12 protein-coding genes are annotated in these 18,809 nt (G+C 43.5%); 5 read left to right on the forward strand and 7 right to left on the reverse strand.

From position 1 onward, the window contains the following. The first annotated feature begins 268 nt into the window (after positions 1-268). The 4 genes from HQ43_RS02365 to HQ43_RS02380 all read left to right on the forward strand — a co-directional run bounded on the left by HQ43_RS02365 (position 269) and on the right by HQ43_RS02380 (position 5,352). Entirely contained in the window at positions 269-1,051 is a 783-nt protein-coding gene (locus HQ43_RS02365) for a hypothetical protein (RefSeq protein WP_036789213.1), read from the forward strand. 102 nt (positions 1,052-1,153) lie between these two features. Next, positions 1,154-1,987, forward strand: a complete 834-nt coding sequence (locus HQ43_RS02370) for a hypothetical protein (protein WP_036789215.1) — start codon at positions 1,154-1,156, stop codon at positions 1,985-1,987. Between the two features lie 78 nt (positions 1,988-2,065). Further along, the gene (locus tag HQ43_RS02375; RefSeq protein WP_036789217.1) at positions 2,066-3,034 is read left to right on the forward strand and encodes a DUF4249 family protein; all 969 of its coding nucleotides are present in this window, start codon (positions 2,066-2,068) and stop codon (positions 3,032-3,034) included. 164 nt (positions 3,035-3,198) lie between these two features. Next, entirely contained in the window at positions 3,199-5,352 is a 2,154-nt protein-coding gene (locus tag HQ43_RS02380; RefSeq protein ID WP_161785874.1) for a TonB-dependent receptor plug domain-containing protein, read from the forward strand. Between the two features lie 35 nt (positions 5,353-5,387). Here the strand turns inward: HQ43_RS02380 and HQ43_RS09415 are convergent, their stop codons facing one another. From HQ43_RS09415 to HQ43_RS09420, 7 genes are all read right to left on the reverse strand, one after another. Beyond that, on the reverse strand, positions 5,388-5,822 hold the full coding sequence (locus HQ43_RS09415) for a GtrA family protein (RefSeq protein ID WP_052103026.1): 435 nt from the start codon (positions 5,820-5,822) through the stop codon (positions 5,388-5,390). Between the two features lie 3 nt (positions 5,823-5,825). Continuing rightward, a complete protein-coding gene (locus HQ43_RS02390; protein WP_036789221.1) occupies positions 5,826-8,087 on the reverse strand; it encodes a GH92 family glycosyl hydrolase in 2,262 nt (753 codons plus the stop codon). Beyond that, positions 8,088-9,338, reverse strand: a complete 1,251-nt coding sequence (locus HQ43_RS02395) for an ABC transporter permease (protein WP_036789222.1) — start codon at positions 9,336-9,338, stop codon at positions 8,088-8,090. It abuts the gene before it with no gap. Positions 9,339-9,439: 101 nt separating this feature from the next. Further along, positions 9,440-10,660, reverse strand: a complete 1,221-nt coding sequence (locus HQ43_RS02400) for a tetratricopeptide repeat protein (protein ID WP_036789224.1) — start codon at positions 10,658-10,660, stop codon at positions 9,440-9,442. 88 nt (positions 10,661-10,748) lie between these two features. Beyond that, positions 10,749-13,265: a DNA gyrase subunit A gene (gene gyrA, locus HQ43_RS02405; protein WP_036789307.1), complete on the reverse strand. Its 2,517-nt coding sequence runs from the start codon at positions 13,263-13,265 to the stop codon at positions 10,749-10,751. A 436-nt stretch (positions 13,266-13,701) separates the two neighbouring features. Continuing rightward, complete coding sequence (locus tag HQ43_RS02410) at positions 13,702-16,335, reverse strand: carboxypeptidase-like regulatory domain-containing protein (protein ID WP_036789226.1); 2,634 nt, start codon at positions 16,333-16,335, stop codon at positions 13,702-13,704. A 36-nt stretch (positions 16,336-16,371) separates the two neighbouring features. Further along, positions 16,372-17,208, reverse strand: coding sequence for a GLPGLI family protein (locus HQ43_RS09420; RefSeq protein ID WP_052089998.1), 837 nt, complete (start codon positions 17,206-17,208; stop codon positions 16,372-16,374). 557 nt (positions 17,209-17,765) lie between these two features. On the opposite strand from HQ43_RS09420, the gene HQ43_RS02420 reads away from it, so the two are divergent. Then, positions 17,766-18,794 carry a patatin-like phospholipase family protein gene (locus HQ43_RS02420; RefSeq protein WP_036789229.1) on the forward strand — a complete coding sequence of 343 codons (1,029 nt, stop codon included), beginning with the start codon at positions 17,766-17,768 and terminating at the stop codon, positions 18,792-18,794. The last annotated feature ends 15 nt before the right edge of the window (positions 18,795-18,809 follow it).

Below are 18,809 nucleotides of genomic sequence, written 5' to 3' on the forward strand. Positions count from 1 at the left end.
TGATCACAAAGAAGTTATTTTCATTACTGATTTGCACAGTTCTCTCAGTTGGTTGTAGTAACCTAAAGACGGGCAAAGACTTTGATTTGTCTATTGTAAAAGATCCGAAGAGCTAATAACAGTGAATATAAAACAAGTGAAGATGACTACTGGCAAACGTCTGAAGAGATTATATATAAGTTTGATAAGAAAATCATTCACAACTTCAGATTCAATTGATATAAAAAAAACAATAAAACAGATATCACCCTTATTGACGTTTGTGCTGTTGACACTGATTGCGACCTCTTGCTTCAAGGAGCCTACCACTGCCCCTGATGTCCATTTAATCTTCTATCCAAGAGAGTGCAAGCATATATTGGCAAGCTCGCTCCAGTACAAGACAGAAAAGATTAAGGGCAATGATACGTGGACCTTTATAGATACCATACAAGATGGACAGACAGAGGCAAAGAAATTCATTCTTAGTATAATGACCGGATCGGATAATCTACCTCTGCTTCCAAAGTACACAAAAGAAAAAGAATCGACTCCCCTACGATACTACGAGTGGTACAACTTCATGTTAAAAAAACCATCAGTTAACGCAGAAAGCGATCTTGCCTCCCATATTATCCCCTTGGAAAGACAACTCAGAGATGACTACATAAACAGTCTCCCCCGAAAACGTATAGATGGGAAGATGGCAACGCTATTAAGGGACTGGAACTACAGAGTTACCGGAATAAAGAGCCTTAGCATAAAGGCAGAAACAACGCTCTTTGGGCAGCCTGCAGGTGAAGAACTTAAACAATACTTCCATATAGACAGACTTGATCCTAAGCAAATAGTTTCCTACAAAAGCAAAAATCTGCTCTGGGGATATTCGGACGAAGAAAAGATAACGAACATAGACCAATGGCTCTCTATGAATCCAATGGCCTCCCCCGAAATGAGACTCTGTCTTAGATCTACTCCTCCGGAAGTACCGACGGATGTAACCTTTATCATTGAGATGGAAACAGTGGAAGGAAGAAAGATGAAAGCCACGACACAGATACGTTTGCTGTAAAGGAAATAATATACCAAAAGTAAGATGACTACTGGCAGGCATCTGATGAGTAAATATATAAGTTTGACAAGAAAATCATACACAATTTTAGATTCAATTGATATGAAAAAACCAATAAAACAGATATCACCCTTATTGACGTTTGTACTGTTGACACTGATTGCGACCTCTTGCTTCAAGGAACCTACCACCGCCCCTGATGTCCATTTAATCTTCTATCCAAGAGAGTGCAAGCATATATTGGCAAGCTCGCTCCAGTACAAGACCGAAAAGATTAAGGGCAATGATACGTGGACTTTTATAGATACCATACAAGATGGACAGGTAGAGGCAAAGAAGTTCATTCTTAGTATAATGACCGGATCGGATAATCTACCTCTGCTTCCAGAATTTATAAAAATGATGAAGGCAACATCGCTACAATATCACGAGGGGTATAACTTGATGTTAAACAATGCGTCGGTTCATTTCGAAAGCGATCTTGCCTCCCACATTATCCCCTTGGAAAGGCAACTTAGGGATGATTATGTAAACAGTTCCCCCCGAAAACGTATAGATGGGAGAACACTGACTACACTATTGGAAGACTGGAACTACAGGGTTACCGGGATAAAGAGCCTTAGCATAAAGGCTGAAACAACGCTCTTTGGACAACCTTCGGGTACCGAACTTAAACAATACTTCTATATAGACAGGCTTAATCCGAAGCAAATAGTTTCCTACAAAAGCAAAAGTCTGCTTTGGGGATATTCGGACGAAGAAAAGATAACAAACATAGACCAATGGCTGTCTATGGGTCCGATGGCCTCCCCCGAAATGAGACTGTGTCTTAAATCTACTCCTCCGGAAGTACCGATGGATGTAACCTTTATCATTGAGATGGAAACAGTGGAAGGAAGAAAGATGAAAGCCACGACACAGATACGTCTGCTGTAAAAGAGATAAAAAGGACACGAGAGAGAGCCTGCTCGTTCGTGTCCTCTCTTCATGTCCGCTTCTCTAATAAATAGACTTATGAAACGACCTATCAAATATTTTCTTGTACTTATTATCCTTATCATATCCCTTTTCAACTCTTGTATAGAAGATATAGAACTCGGGAAAAACATTGGAGAGGAAAAAGTAGCACTATCCTGCATATTGAATAACTCCGACCGGCAAACACTCTCTTTAACATGGAGCAAACCGATAAAGGGAAAGTCCGGCTGGCACCACAACGAAGTGGAGGAGGCAACGATAAGACTTTATGAAGAGGGTACTGATGTGGGGAGATTTTCCAAGTCGGGATATGGAGCATGGAGCTTAAGTTTCCGACCCACTCCCGGCAAAGAATATTCCATAGAAGCAGATGTGCCGGGCTATCCTCATACCATACGGGCAAAGACCTCTATGCCTAAAGAAGGAAAAATAACAGAACCTAAAAGTGGTACAGCAGTCTTGATGGAAAGAAGTACGGCAATATATGTATGCAGGGAAGCGACCAATCCATATTGGATATTTTCTCTTAAATCCAGCCTCACAGATCTTAAGTATTTGACCAATAGACCAAAGGTAGAACAAGACCCTGATATAAAAATGATCTATCCCGCAATAGGAACTTCTCATAAAGATGCAGATAACTTTAATCAATCAGGGAATAGTATAGAATTTACCAAATATGGAACAACTCCGGCATATAAGCAGTATATAAGAGTGATTCCGAATCCGGAAATCTCTTCACAAAAGCCATATCAATTCTCTGTACAGATACCCGGACGCGATTTCTCCTTCATTGTCTTCCGATATGCTTCGGCAGAATATGACAATTACCTTAAAAGCATTATAGAGAAAAAGAGCTTCTATGAGAATGAATATGATTTCTCCTATATCTTTGATGAACAAGAAATCTTTTCAAATATAGAGAACGGACTTGGAATATTTGGGGCTTACTATCAATCTTCCTACTTTTATTTCCAAGCAGAATACCATAGTCCTAAATCATGAGAACAATCTTCCTGTTTCTGTGCACCCTATTCTTCTGCACACTGTATTCTTTTACTGTTTTCTCCCAAACATATAAAGGAAGAGTTTTAGACAAGGAAAAGCAGACTCCTCTCTCCAGAGTAAGCATTGTACATAAGAAAAGACTTGTAGCTCTAACAGATTCTTTGGGCTATTTTGATCTTTCCATACCAACATCCGGGAAACCAATAAAAGTCTCATTACACCTTCCGGGCTATATAACAACGGAAGAAGAGCTACATACGCAAAAAGAAAATCTCCTGTTTCTATCTTTGATATCTCACAATATTGATGATGTAACAGTCTTGGGAAGACGTCTGAAAAGGGGGAATAACTCTTTTTCTTATAAACCTGTACAAGCTAAAAATATTGCAACTCTCACCGGAGAGATTGATGTGATGCGATATATGCAAATACTTCCCGGAGTATCTCAGGGTATAGAGGGAGGATTAGGTTTCTTTGTGCGAGGAGGTGGAAATGGGAATAATAGAGTAGAACTGGATGGAGTACCTATTATTGCTCCAACTCACCTATTTGGGATCGTCTCCACTTTCCCCTCAGACATAATTGAAAAATCAACATTCCAAATGGGAGGTATTACCGTGGCTTCCGGAGATTTACTCTCTTCTCTTCTCCAAATAGAAAGTCGTATCCCCTCCAAAAACAAATACAAAGGAAGTTTTTCTATCTCTCCATTTATCGTAGGAGGTGCCCTTGAAGGCTATTTGATCAAAGATAAACTTTCTTACCAGATTGCCGGGAGATACTCCCTTTTAAGGGGAGAATATCTCTTGTATAAAAAGAGTTCTAAATTAGAAGGAGACTACAACCCTCAAGTTTACGACTACTATGCAAAGTTGCATTGGAGTATCAACAATAAAAATAGCTTAGAAACAAGTATATATGGCAGCCATGACTCTTTTGATCTGGAAACAGCGAAAAGTGATAACAATGAGTTTGAAAATATGTATATGGGATGGGAAAACAGATCATATAGGTTACAATGGACATTTGATATTTCCCAATATCTTCAAGCTCGTACCATAGCATATAAAACTCTTTTTGAAAACAGCCAACTGAGAAAGATCAATACAAAGGAGAGGTTTGCATCTACAATATGGATGGGAGGAGAAAAAGAAGAGACAACCTTCAGACAACAGTTTTACTATAATAAGAGATCTATTTCTGCCCTTGCCGGGATAGACCATGCCATACATAAGGTAACACCTCAACTTCACTCTTCCACGGATGCTAAATTTATAAAGACAGAGAAAGGTAAAACTTTCAACTATAATACAACTGCCCTCTATACAGAAGTGCAATACGATAAACCCGGAGCATATAAAGCAAAAGGGGGATTAAGATACAACCACTACAAACTCAAGGATGGAGTCTCCTTTCAGAATATTGAAGCTCGTCTTCACACATCCCTGTTTTTAGCCCAAAGTATTGGTATAGAAGCAACCTATGACCTCAATACCCAACACCACCATGTATTGGAGGGACTTCCTGTTGGATGGGCATTGAACTTGATTGTTCCTGCAACCAAACGATTTGGACCGGAACGATCACAACAACTCTACATCGGAGGATTTGCAGGGACAAGAAAGCTCTATTTTACGATTGGTGGATACTATAAAAGCCTCAGCAACTTGGTTTCTTTTAAAAGTATGCTCAATCAATTTGGATCAAAGAACCCCTCATGGGAAGAAGATGTAAAACAAGGACGCGGAGAATCTTTTGGAATAGAGCTATGGGGTGAATACAAAGATGATAAAATATCTCTATCATCAGCCTATACGCTATCACGCACAACAAGACAATACAACGAAATCAATCAAGACAAGGAATTTCCCTTTAAGTTTGACCGAACTCACAACTTGAATATACAAGCACAATACTTGCTATGGAAAAGGACAAGATCCAAACACAAAATCAATGGAGCCATGTATCTGACATCTGGAAACAGAGCATCCATACCTATAGCTTCTTATGTGGGAGAAACCCTTCCTTTTTGGGAAAAGGGTGTCCGATCCATACCTAACCTTGAAGAGTATCACGCTACGGTACGAACAGAAATGACTCCTAAAAACAGTTTTACTATGCCTCCATACTTTAGAATAGACTTAGGATATAACATAGAATGGCAGAGAAAAAGCTATTCTCATGAATTAGGGATCAATATATTCAACGTACTCAACCGCCATAATCCATATATAATCTTCAAGGATAGGAACCAATGGAAGCAACTTAGCATAATGCCTTTAATACCATCTATCAATTGGAGGATATGGTGGTAGTCTTTTCCATTCCTATAAGAGGTTCAAACAGAATCTTACTTCATATAATGCGAGTAAGTAATGAACTTGTTCAATAAGAAATTGAAAGTCGTGAAGACGCCCATAGATGCCAGCTGATTCACGAAAACATATTTCGGCGTAACGAGTCTGATAAGATCACACCAAGCCTCCCACGCATTGAAAGAGTGGAATGCAAAAAACTGTATGACGTAACAGAAGCCGAAAATAGAAACAAAAGAGACCAGCCTCTTTACACTCATCCGGCTGGAGAAAGTCCATCGGCTGTTCCATATAAACCCATTGATAAGCCCTGCCAAATAGCCCAATGCATTGGCTATGGAGGGTGACCAGATCAGAATTTCCTGAACAATCCAGATGACTCCCGCTGTAAGGATAGTATTAGACGCCCCTACAACACTATACTTGAGTAGCTGGGCAAAGAAAGGTCTGTGAAGTATGGTTTTTCCCATCTCTTATTTAGGCATTTTGAATGATGGCGGAGGAGTCTCTGTACCCCATGTATAGTTGGGTTCAGGTCCCATTGTAAACTCAAGTGTACCGCCATCGGCTATATCTTCATGTGTAAACCATGGCTGCAAAAGAGGACGACCATTCAGGCGCACACTCTTGATGTATTTGTTCTTCAAGGAGGCACTTCTGGCATGAATGACCAGCTTTTTCCCGATACTCAAAGAGACTTCGGCATACTTGACCATGGGCGTACCTATGGCATAGACCGGAAGACCGACCGGCATAGGATAAAAGCCCAACATGGAGAAGACAATGAAAGCAGACATACCGCCCCCGTCTTCATCTCCCGGCATTCCCATGAGATCGTTTCTGAACCATTCGTGTATGATGGTGCGGATAAGTTTTTGTGTTCTCCACGGCTGACCTGCATAGTTGTAGAGGTAAGGAACATGGAGAGACGGCTCGTTGGACATGGAGAACTGCCCTATGTTGGCGGTGTGATCGGGGAGACGATGGAAAAAGTTGAACTTCCATCCCGTCATCGGAGTCTGTAATGTGCTGTCGAGAGCAGCAATCATCCGATCTTTTCCTCCCATCAGGTCTATAAGGTCTGCCACATTAAAAGGAAGATCCCAGCGGTACACCCATCCGTTATTCTCGCCATAATAGGCACGCGCACCCTGTCCTCCGGAAAATGTATAGTCGAACGGCATGATAAAGTCGCCGTTCTGATCTTTGGGGTGAAAGAAGTTGGTGGCAGGATTGAAGACATTTCTGTATCCGAGAGAAAGGCGATAGTGCTCTTCCGCTTCCTCTGTCTTGCCGAGCATTTCCGCTATCCGTCCAAGGCACCAATAGTCATAAGCCGTACCCAAGGTTACGGCAATCGCCTGCCTGTTTTCCCATGAATGCACCTCCGGAGCACTTTCTTTCACTCCTTCGGGTAGTGCCGGGAAGTATCCATGCTGCCTATAAAACGCATCCAGTTCGCCTGCAGGCTTATCGCTCCAAGGAGCAAGAGTCTTCTCTTGTATCGCTTTGCGTGCAGCCTCATACCCTTTGCCAAGATCGAAATCATTAAGTCCTTTGGCATAAGCATCCGCCAAAACCGCCACACCATGGTTACTGTTCATCCGTCTGCTATCTCCCGTTATTTCCGGGAATGTCGCAAGCCAACCGTTGGAGTCCTCATCGGACATTCTGAGAAAACTGCGTATCATCTGCAGCTCCTTTACCGGATCGATCAACAGACGCAGAGGGTGTGTGGCTCTGTAAGTGTCCCAGATCCAATCGTCCGTATAATACGGACTGCCGTGATCGGGATGCACTTGTTTATCGACACCGGAATAGTAGTAGCCATCCTCTGAAATATTGATCATTCTCTCGTATGTGCGATAGAGAGAAGTATAGAAAAGACGAGCTTCGTTCTCGCTTTCTGCTGTGATCTTAATCTTTCCCAATGCTTCGTTCCAAATGGCTCGTCCTCTCTTTTCAAGCGGACGACTCTCAAAGGAGACGATCTCACGCTGTAAGTTTTTCCGTGCCTGTTCGTGAGAGATATAGGAAACCCCGTAACGCATACACAGCTTGTTGCCGACCGGTCTGTGGAAAGTAAGAGCTACGGCAGAGCGTCTCCCCTCTTCTATCCCCTGATAGTTTGCGATATTGGTGTTGAACTCAGCATAGATGTAGAGTGTCGTGATGCTGTCCTGAAGCACTTGCGTTCCCTGTATGGCGTGCTCACAAGTCTGCTCGAATCTTCCACTGTGAGACATTAAAGAGAGATAGATATCTTCCCTTTCCTTTGGAAGTGAGAAAGTGTATAGCGCAGACTGATGAGATGGAACGAACCCAACCTCTATGTTCTCTTGTCCCAACTCCAAAGCAACCTGATAGCTATACGGCTTGCACTCCTCTCTATCGTAGGTATAAAGGACAGGGCGAACGGAAAGATGCGGTTCGTCCAGTGTCGGAGAGAGTGAGTATGCCACCGCTCCACGGTGAGAGGTGAGCATGAGTGGCAGTCCTTCAAAGGTAAGATCGGTATAGTCCGACCGGTTGGGCGTCATCCGCATCATGCTGTTGGGCAGATGCACCATAGGATAAGTAGGAATAAGCAGATGGCTGATATTCCCCATATATGGATTGACGTAGTCTACGGGATCGTGTTGCACCTCTTCCACGCTATCTCCTGTATTACAAGAGAAAACAGATAAAGAGAAGACAGAGAGCAGAAGCAGGGATATGAAACAAGAGGTTTTCATTTAGTCGAAACGTATGCCCTTTGAGGGTTTGATGTTGATGATGATTGTTGTAGGGAGATATACGATCAAGTACAGCACCAGAAGAGAAATAATGTTTGGCAATATAAGATTGTACCAGTTGACCTCTACCGGAACGTATGACATATAATACTGTGTGGAGTCCAGCTTCAGAATAGAAAAGCGAAGCTGCAAAAAAGCTAAAAGAAGAGCAAAGATATTACCGGCTAAAACACCCAACAGTATAATACGAAGACCTACGGTGTGGAAAATCTTCCGAAGAGTCCGGTTTCTCATTCCTATTGCTTTGAGTGTGGAGATAGCCTGAACCTTATCCAGTATAAGGACTATAATGCCTGAAACCATCGTGGTAGCGGCAACAAAAATCAGAAGAGAGAAGATTATGAGAATGTTTGTATCCAGAATCTGCAACCAGCCGAACATTACCGGATTGAGGTCTTCTGCCCTTAAAAGAGAGATGAGTTCTCCTTTCTGTGCGATCTGTTCCAGTACTGTGTTGTAAACATGAGCCTCTACGTCCGTTCCGGTATAAGCGGAAGATGCCACAATCTTAAGCCCTCCGTAGCTGTACCGGTCCCATTCAAGAATGCCTCTTATGACATCTATCTGCGTCAGTCCGAATGAGTTGTCAAAGTCGGGAAGCCCGGTATCGAAACTTTCTAAAAGGCGAAACGGCCGAACCTTAAAGCCCATATCGGTATGGAAGAATGCACGAACCGTATCTCCCGGTTGCTTATTCAGTTGGGCAAGAGTCTTTGACGAGAGAGAAAGAGTAGGATATCCTCCACTCCGCAGAGCTGTCTCTACCTCTTTCGGATGAGCATAACGATAAAACGACTCCGCAACAAAAAGGCTGTCCACACCTGTAAATGCGATGCCGACATAAGATGAGTCCGCCTTTATGATACCCGTATGAGTACAAAAACCTGTGGCATAGCCGTCCAGCTCCGATGCTTTTACGGAGAGAGACGAGAGTGCGACAGGAGAAGCCTGAAAAGGTATCGTATTTTGAGAGTAGGCATTCTGCGAGCTAAGTATCTGCACAGAGCCTGTTACTCCCGTGAGTTTACTCTCCAATTCATGCTTGAAGCCGGATATGATAAACCCGGACAGCAGTATCACTCCTAACCCCAAAGCTATACCCATAGCCGATAACACAGCTATGGGAGAGATACCACGACCATCTGTCTTTCGTATAAATCTGGCAGAAAACAGGGAGGTAAGATAACTCATCTACTTATCTATTACAACTTCACAGATATAAAAAAGCAGCTCCAAACAATAGGAATATCATTCAGAGCTGCTTTCTGTTTTATAGCAGTATTTTATTCAAATTATTCGCCTAATTTCTTAGAGATTTCTGCAACCTTAGCGTCATTACCCAAGTTGTAGTAGATACCTCTCAAAGCCATCAGGTATTGTGTGCTATCCGGTTCGAGTTCTACCGCTTTCTCAAAGTATGGAAGTGCTTTCTTGAATAGCTCTATCGCCTCAGCGTCATACTTCTTTGCATCTGCAGGAGAAACACCGGATTCTGTTGTTTTTGCCTTAAGAGCCACGGCTCTATTGTAATATACTCTACCTGTATCTATGATACTTTCGGAGTGATTAGGATCTATCGACAATGCCTTTTGGAAGCACTCCAATGCCTTGTCGGAGTCTTGCTTACCTTGGTCATAAACCTTTCCAAGAACGTTGATCAACTCAACATTTTGAGGGTCGTTTTGGATCGCCTTGGTCAAATATTCTATCGCCTCATCGTTCTTACCGCTTTGGATATAGCTGTTGATCAAGTTGAATGTAAAGAACTTTTCCTTTGGGAATATCTTTGCACCCTCAAGGATGGTACGTTGATAACCTACGCTGTCTTGAGCTTTTTTGTATGCTTCAGCCAAGAGTTGGTAAACATCGCTTCTTCTATAATCTTCTCCCTTGATAGCTTCGTACTCTTCGATAGCCAACTTAGGGTCTACGCTCTGTGCAGCAAAAGCCTTGAAAAAAGCCACCTGCATACTCACACTATCCTGCTTGGCAATAGGTGTATCCTCGAACATAGGAAGGCTCTTAATATCCATATAGATCTTGAAGAATGGATATGCCTCTGCGTTCTTTTGCTGGTTGAGATAGTACGAACCGGCATTGATATAGAAACCGTGATTGTCTTGAAGAGCGGACTTGATGCCTTTTTCGTAGCGTTTCTTCACTTTGCCCTTTTCGTTTGGCATCGCATCCAGTTCGCCGGCTTTCGTATAAAGAGCATACATATCTCTCAATCCATTATAGAATGCAAGCTCATCGTATGGTTGTTGAAGAGCCATCTTCACTTTCTCGCTCTCTACCACTGTTTTCTCTACCTCTCCGGCAACAAACCATGCATAGGCACTGTTCTTTGTTTCTTCATTTTCGAGTGTCGGCTTGATAAGCTGGCGAGCTTCCTTGATATTAGGTTTGTCCGACTTAATAAGTCGTTGCACTTGCTTTACCACCTTCTCTTGTCCCAACGCGGGAATCGCAAAAGCTGCACTCAAAATGGCTATTACTAATGTCTTTTTCATTATCAATTGAATTTTTGATACTGGGTTAACGAATACATTCTTTCGCCCAAATATAGCGATTTATCTTGTATCCCTATCTTTTTAACATTTATTCTTCTGTTTCGATCTGCTCTTCGGAGTCTGCCTCTTCGTACTCTTCTTCTCTCTCTGCCTCTACAACGGTAACGGATGCTATCTCATCGCCATTGCTTTGAAGATTGATCAGCTTGACGCCTTGAGTGTTCCGGCTGAGCATTGAAATGCTGTCCACGGAGATCCGAATAACGATACCGGACTTATTGATTATCATCAAATCATTATCATCCGTTACATTCTTCATGCTCACAAGCTTTCCGGTCTTAGGTGTAACCTTTAGTGTGAGTACCCCCTTGGTGCCTCTGTTGGTTTGGCGATAATCTTCTATCACGGAGCGTTTTCCGAATCCGTTCTCCGAGACAACGAGTATAGACTCGCTCTCAGGATGCTTCACGCATATAGCTCCAACCACATGGTCTTCTCCGTCATCGTCCAAACGAATACCTCTCACCCCGATACTGTTACGACCGAGAGACGGTCTTACGTGCTCCTCATGGAAGCGAACCGCTTTACCGTTACGGCTTGCAAGAAGGAACTGACAATCTCCGTTTGAAAGCAGTACGGATACCACCTTATCGTCTTCCACGAGCTTAATGGCAATGATACCGTTTGCTCTTGGTCTTGAAAACGCCTCAAGGGAAGTCTTACGCACCGTTCCGTTCTTCGTCACAAAAGTAATGTAGTGAGAACGAACGAAGTCCACATCCGTTGTAAGGTGCTTTACTCTTATGCAGGCACTGATCTTGTCATCCGGATCAATATTGAGAAGGTTCTGCACGGCTCTTCCTTTTGCTTGTCGAGAACCTTCCGGAATCTCATACACAGGCAGCCAGAAGCACTTTCCTTTCTCTGTAAAGAAAAGCATTGTGGCGTGCATGGAGGCAGAGTAGATATACTCCACAAAATCCTCGTCCCTTGTCTCAGAACCTTTAGCCCCGACACCGCCTCTGCCTTGCTGGCGAAATGCCGCCAGCGGAGTACGCTTGATATATCCGAGATGGGATAAAGTGATCACCATCTCTTCGTCCGCATAGAAATCTTCCGGATTGAAGTTAGTGCCTGAAGAGTAGTCTATGATGGAGCGTCTGTTGTCCCCAAACTTCTCACGCACTTCAATCAGCTCATCCGAAATCACTCCGTAACAAGTGTCATCGTCTGTCAATATCTTATTGAACCACTCGATCTGTTTCTTGATCTCCTCATACTCCTCATGCAGCTTCTCCAACTCCATTCCGGTAAGCTGTCCCAAACGCATCTCGACAATATTACGCGCCTGTATTTGAGACAGACCGAAGCGAGCCATAAGCCTTTCCATCGCCTCTGTCTGACGGGAAGAAGCCTTGATGATAGCCACCACTTCGTCTATATTATCGGTAGCGATGATACGACCTTCAAGGATATGCAGTCTGTCCTCTGCACGTTTAAGGTCGAAACGAGTCCTACGAATCACCACCTCATGGCGATGCTTCACAAACTCACCAATAATATCCTTCAACGTCAATAGCTTCGGACGACCATTCACAAGCGCAATGCTGTTGATGCTGAACGAGCTTTGAAGCGGAGTATATTTGTACAGTTGATTCAGAATAACATTCGCATTCGCATCCCTCTTTATGGAGATCACGATGCGTGTACCGTTCTTATTGCTGGTCTCATCTGCTATATCCGATATACCGTCTATCTTTTTCTGAGCTGCGAGTTCGGATATGTGTCGTACAAGCTCGGCTTTATTCACAAGGTACGGAAGCTCGTTTATCACGATCTGTTCATGTTGTGCTTCCGTCTCTATCTCTGCTTTTCCTCGTATCACTATCCTGCCACGACCGGTCTCATAGGCTTCCACCACTCCGTCATAGCCGTAGATGACACCTCCGGTCGGAAAATCGGGAGCTTTGATATGCTCCATCAGCTCCTTTATGGTTATGTCTCCACGCTTCTCTATATAGGCAAGTGCTCCGTTGATAGACTCTGTAAGGTTGTGAGGAGCCATATTGGTAGCCATACCGACGGCGATACCCTGACCTCCATTCACCAAAAGATTCGGGAAACGAGTAGGCAAAACAGAAGGCTCTTTGCTGCTATCGTCATAGTTGTTCTGGAAATCTACCGTATCCTTATTGATATCCGCGAGCATCTGCATCGCCAAAGAGTGAAGACGTGCTTCCGTATACCTCATCGCTGCAGGCGAATCACCATCCACAGAACCAAAGTTGCCATGAGGATCCACCAGCTGATAACGCACCGAAAAGTCTTGAGCAAGTCTCACCAAAGCCATATATATGGAAGAGTCTCCATGCGGGTGATACTTACCCATAACATCTCCCACGATACGGGCACACTTCTTATAAGGTTTATCGGGTGTATTTCCGAGTTCGTTCATCCCATAGAGTATTCTTCTATGTACGGGCTTAAAGCCGTCTCTCACATCCGGTAAAGCTCGGCTCACGATCACGGACATGGCGTAGTCTATATAAGCAGACTTCATCTGCTCTTCGACATTCACCTTGATGATTTTGTCTATATGCTCCACTGATTGTATCTTGTGTTTGTTTTTATTCTTGCAGACCGTCTCGCTCCTTGATATTGAGCAGCGAAGAGAGCCCACTCTTTGTTTATCGTGTAAAGATACAAAAAATCCAACAGAGAACGCGCTTTTTTCTACTCACGACAGCGTCTTAAAATCTTCTAAATTCTCCCCTATCTGCCCCTCTTTTCTGCTCTCATTTTTCTATTTAACCTGTTCACAAAACAGATTGATCCTATATAAAAACATGGCTAAAGCCTTAAAATATTGGGAAGCAGGGCTTGGTTTGCAGACATCAAGGCTTGAAATATGGCATTCAAGCCTTGATTTCCACAAATCGAAGTTTGAAAGGCACTTCTTAATACGATGAGAGAAAGAAGTAAAGCTATTCGGAGAAACTTGTGAACGTGTTTACCACATCCACGAATGGCTGTAATCGGGATCACCAACTGAACCGGACACCGGCTTCCAAGGTAAATGGTCTGAGAGAATATCTCATGGAGCGAATCATGAGATCCGAGTAAAACTGCCGGACAAGCTCTTTTTCTCTTCCCAGATTTCGCCCTTCAAACCACATTTCCCAGAACTCTTTCTTATACCTTAATCCAATGGAAATATCAAAATTGTTCTCTAATTGGTCTGTCTCAGAGGTAAGAGCGAGATACTTGACAATGCCATAGAGCTGCAAAGGGTCGGTTACAGAATAATCCACGAAAAACTCTGCTCCCATATCAAAACGCCTTCTCCGACCCTCCGACTGTTGGTAGATTTTCATATCGGAAACAGAGAGATCCGCATCCAACCGGAAAGAGAGATTTTTTAATGGGAAATAGTAGATTTCAGGGCTGAGATTCACCCGTCCGGACATTACGTTCAAAACTTCGTTGTTGAATAGTACATCGTTGTGGCTAAGTAGAACTCCTCCGTTCAATTTTAAGGTCAGTCCGGCATCAAAGAATGTTTTCCCTATATCTCCCGAAAGCGTATACATCTGGTCGGTAGAGCCTTTTCGGGAGTGTACGGATACTACTTCATTCATATTCTCATCCACAGAAAGAGATGAGAGTGTGTTCTTCAAAACAATGGAGTATCCGGCAGAAGCATTGAGGAAAAAGGCGTTGCCCGGATTCTTATAATTCCATGTCAGCGAAGTGTTACCTCGCCATTCGGACATATCCAAGCCTGTTCCCGAAGTATGCAGATACCTGTGAGTGCGGATTATTGGAGCGGAGAGATACCTGTTTATCCCTGTCAGAGACTTGTTTAAGCCGGCATTTATCCTCCACGTATTAGAAGAAGAGGGGGTAAGATGCACATTCATATTCCCTCCCACAGCCCAATCGGGAGCCATGGGAAGCGATTTGCCCAACCGGTTCTTCGGATTGCTCAAACGATACCGGAAAGGCAAAGTGAATGAAAATCTGCTCTTGATACCATTAAAAGATATTTTCGGAGTAAGCCTTGCATCTGTTTCAAACCCTTCAAAATCGTTCTCCATTTTATCTCCATTGGTGTATTCTCCGAGGGTGTGAATACGAGAAGAGTGAGCCGCAATACCTCCGGAGAGATCCAGAACAAACTTCTGCCTGAAGATCCAAGCCCACCCGGAGCTGATCTTAAAGTTCAAATCCCGGTCGTTTATCTTCTGATCGGCATACTTTTCTTTCTCTGAAAAGATTTCCAGCAGATAGTCGGGCATGGATTTGTAGCCGATTGTCGAGTAGATGGAAAAGACTCCATCGCCCAACTTCTTATCTACCTTCGTGGTGTTGTACACATTATAGATATTGGCTTTGCTGTTTTCGAGGAAATAGAGACCCTTGGAAGAGTTGATTTCTGCCCCGCTTTTTCGTCTGCCCCAAAACAGCTTGGTGCCCGATGAGAGGTAAAGAGACGGAGAGTTGTGATCATACTCCACTCCCATCATAGACGAATGCTCCGGCAAAGAGACTGCTATATCCTCTGTGAGAGTAGCGTTGGCATCTTTCCCTTTCTTACTTATATACTCGACTTTCTCCTGCGACTTATACCCATAATCGGATCCATTGTATTGGGCATTCAGCTTTAGGGTCGTGTATGTCCCTGTTTTGAAGAGCGTATTACCGGATGCAAAACCGGAGCGTCCTCGTTCATATCTCTCCTTATCCACAGGCGGTCTTGAGTATGGTAGCTTAAAGGCAGTAGCTGCAACATTTCCGACATCGGGGCTTAAGAAGTCCGTCTGCTCTGCCACATACTCTCGCCCGAAAGTGTTACCCTTACCTACCAAAAGCGTTTGACTCTTCCGATGAAAAGACATTGCCGTAACAGCGCCTCCGTATTCTGCCTTCTTTCCACTCAATCCTCCTATTGCTTCGGCAATCCCTAACCAATGACCGAATGCTTTTTGCTTTAGACGGATATTGAGAGCAGCCTTGTCGGACGGATCCGTATCCTTTTTTACCCTGATGGGTTGGTGGTTCTCGTACACTTGAATAGAGGCAACATCTTCCGGTCTGATATTTTTAGTTGCAAGAGCATATCGCCCTCCCAGAAGATCCAGATCCTCTATGTAGAATTTGCTGATCTCTTTTCCATTGTACTTTATCTCCCCTGAAGGCTCGACACTGATACCGGGCAGACGTTTAAGGACACTCTCTAAGGTTCGATCCACTTTGCGTGCAATCTGTCCGACGCTGTACGTTATGGTGTCTCCGCTCTGCCTTATCGGGTTGCTCTTTACGGTAACATTCGGCAGCACAAGACGCTCTTCGCGAAGCCGGAAGTCTACTTCAATGGAGCTTTTATCCCTCCAGTCCGGTTTTATGCTCTCTTTGTTGTACCCCAACAAACCGCACTCCAAGATATAGTCTTCAGATTCCGGTTTATGAGAGAGCATATACTCCCCTTTCTCATTTGTGAATGTATAGGCTATCGTCCTATATTTCCCGGTGCCATCGCCCCTTTTAAGCCTTACCGCAGCCCGAAGAATGGGTTTGCCGGTCGCATTGTCCGTAACCGTTCCAGATATTCTGACCTGCGCAGATAAAGCTCCACAAGAGAAAAGAAGCAGAGAAAATAGAAAAAGGGATCTCATAAAGTAAGATTTTGGTACTCTTATATTTCAGAGCTTTTACTCATCTTCCAGCTCCAAATAGACGTGATCTTTTTTCGGCTGTTTGGCAAAAGTGCCACCTTTAGATGAGTTTGGTAAAGACTGATAATAAGCGACAGGATTGCTGTGGTATGCTTTGAGTTGCTTTTGAAATCTGGGATAAGTGGTCTTGGCAGGCTTGGAAAACTTATCCTTGTAGACGATACCGCCATCGGACTTCCGTACACCAAATGCCTGAAAAGCCAGTTGTCCTGTCCGGTCCACAGCTTCCAGTATCAATCCCGGCAGCCCGTTCAGCTTCCAGGGACCATCTGCAACATCCAGCTCTTCTGTGTACCAAACATCCCAGATCCGCCCTCGGAAAGTGCCTTCTGCCTTTTTGCAGTTGTAACCGAGTATGTTTTTCTCTCCATCCAGCATCTTCCAGCTGATCTTTCCCAGCGGTTCTTCAAAAGAGAAAGGGCTGTAACTTACAGCCTGCACTACTTCCATTTCATTCTTATGGTAGTATTTATACACTTTTGCAGTCTTAAGAGATGGCCTGTTATAATCGAATGTCGTCTTCCATACAAAATCTTGAGGACCTTCAACCATCTTCATTTTAATAAAAACGGAATCGGAACGGTAATAGCCGTAACGCATATAAGCCGAGACCTTATCCCCGATAATCAGAATATCTTCACTCTTTTCTATAACAGAGTGATCCGCTGCTTCCGGTCGAGAAAACTCGTATAACACTTCCAACTTTGCGAGATCCAACGTATCGGGCCAAACGGCTCTCGAAAGACGACGATTCTGAGCAGTAACTCCTCCAAAAAGGAATAGTAGTGCAAATGATATGGTTAAAATTCTCATAGTTAATCTCTTTTCTCTTAATTCCGAGTAATAATTTATTCAATCCATGCAGCCCCAAGTTACGTAAAAATTCCTAATAAAAGCCACAAACACCTTGACAAATGTTTTTCTCCAACTTACATTTATGAGGAACAAATAGTAGAATACCGGCAGATAATCCGAATATGCTTTCCTGAAAATTCCTCTCCTTAATTACAGAATAGCTCTTCCTAAAAAGAATGAACCTGCTCACAAAACAAATTGATCCTATATAAAAGTATGGCTAAAGCCTTAAAATGTTGGAAAGCAGGACTTGGTTTGCAGAGATCAAGGCTTGAAGTGTGGTTTTCAAGCCGTGAAATGTGGGACTCAAGCCTTGATTTCCACCAATCGAAGCTCAAATGATACTTCTTAACACGATAAGAGAAAGAAGTAAACGCATCAAACGGATCTTTTAGACAGGGTAAGAGAGAAAAAGAGTGGTGTATTCATAAAAAGTGTGTACATTTAAGAAGTGAAAAACTGACCAACCGTCAAGTGAGGAACTGTAATATCTAATTTTAGAACAACAAGTAACTATGAAGTCAAAAGAGTACTTTTTTAAGAATTTAGTGTTTGAAGGAGGAGGCGTAAAAGGAATATCTTACGTGGGCGCTCTTGAAGTATTGGAGCGAGAAGGCATTTATCAAAACATCGAACGCATTGCCGGGACTTCCGCAGGGGCTATCGTGGCGGTTCTGCTCGGCGTGGGATATACTCCCAAGGAGCTTAAAAAGATCCTGTGGGACCTTAATTTCAACAGCTTCATGGACGATTCTTGGGGCATTATTCAAGATAGCCACAGACTGATCAACGAGTTCGGCTGGTACAAAGGAGACTTTTTCCGTTCATGGATTGGCAATCTCATCGCTAAAAAGTTGGGCAATAGCGAAGCGACTTTTGATGATCTGAAACACTCGCTTAAAGAGTTGAACACAAAAGAGATCTATCTTATCGGAGCCAATCTATCCACAGGTTTTTCGGAAATCTTTTCGCATGAACACACCCCGAGATTCTGTATAGCGGATGCGGCACGCATATCCATGTCTATCCCTCTCTTCTTTGCCGGCAAGCGGAGTATGCGGGGAGACCTCTATGTGGATGGTGGTCTGCTGGACAACTATCCGGTAAAAATCTTCGACAGACGCAAGTATGTCCAATCGAATTGGAACAGAACGGACTACTACGAAAAGATAAATGAGAATCTGAAAGAGCGGAGCAGGAAGATCTCAGAGTACGTTTATAACAAACAGACATTGGGATTCCGTCTCGACGGCAAGGAGAAAGTTGCGATGTTTAGAGACCAGGCAGAGCCTCCGAAAAGAGAGATAAAAAACTTCTGGGATTATACTCTTGCCCTGCTGGGTACGCTGATAGATGCGCAGGATAATGTTCACCTCCACTGCGACGACTGGCAAAGAACCATCTACATAGACACTTTGGGCGTAAAAGCTACGGATTTTTCGATCAAAGAGGATAAGAAGAAAGAGCTGTTGCAGTCGGGCATCACCTACACAGAGGAGTATCTCAAGTGGTACAACAACAACGATCCGAAAGCCAATAAGTAGGCATCGTCCGGCAAA

The sequence above is a fragment of the Porphyromonas canoris genome (assembly GCF_000769115.1).
In the GTDB taxonomy this organism is placed as follows: Bacteria; Bacteroidota; Bacteroidia; order Bacteroidales; family Porphyromonadaceae; genus Porphyromonas_A; species Porphyromonas_A canoris.

Bases quoted from the DNA above. Each gene is read 5' to 3' on its own strand.
- HQ43_RS02410 (WP_036789226.1), bottom strand. From the start codon at position 16,335: ATGAGATCCCTTTTTCTATTTTCTCTGCTTCTTTTCTCTTGTGGAGCT.
- HQ43_RS02420 (WP_036789229.1), top strand. From the start codon at position 17,766: ATGAAGTCAAAAGAGTACTTTTTTAAGAATTTAGTGTTTGAAGGAGGA.
- HQ43_RS02370 (WP_036789215.1), top strand. From the start codon at position 1,154: ATGAAAAAACCAATAAAACAGATATCACCCTTATTGACGTTTGTACTG.
- HQ43_RS02375 (WP_036789217.1), top strand. From the start codon at position 2,066: ATGAAACGACCTATCAAATATTTTCTTGTACTTATTATCCTTATCATA.
- HQ43_RS09415 (WP_052103026.1), bottom strand. From the start codon at position 5,822: ATGGGAAAAACCATACTTCACAGACCTTTCTTTGCCCAGCTACTCAAG.
- HQ43_RS02400 (WP_036789224.1), bottom strand. From the start codon at position 10,660: ATGAAAAAGACATTAGTAATAGCCATTTTGAGTGCAGCTTTTGCGATT.
- HQ43_RS02390 (WP_036789221.1), bottom strand. From the start codon at position 8,087: ATGAAAACCTCTTGTTTCATATCCCTGCTTCTGCTCTCTGTCTTCTCT.
- HQ43_RS09420 (WP_052089998.1), bottom strand. From the start codon at position 17,208: ATGAGAATTTTAACCATATCATTTGCACTACTATTCCTTTTTGGAGGA.
- HQ43_RS02395 (WP_036789222.1), bottom strand. From the start codon at position 9,338: ATGAGTTATCTTACCTCCCTGTTTTCTGCCAGATTTATACGAAAGACA.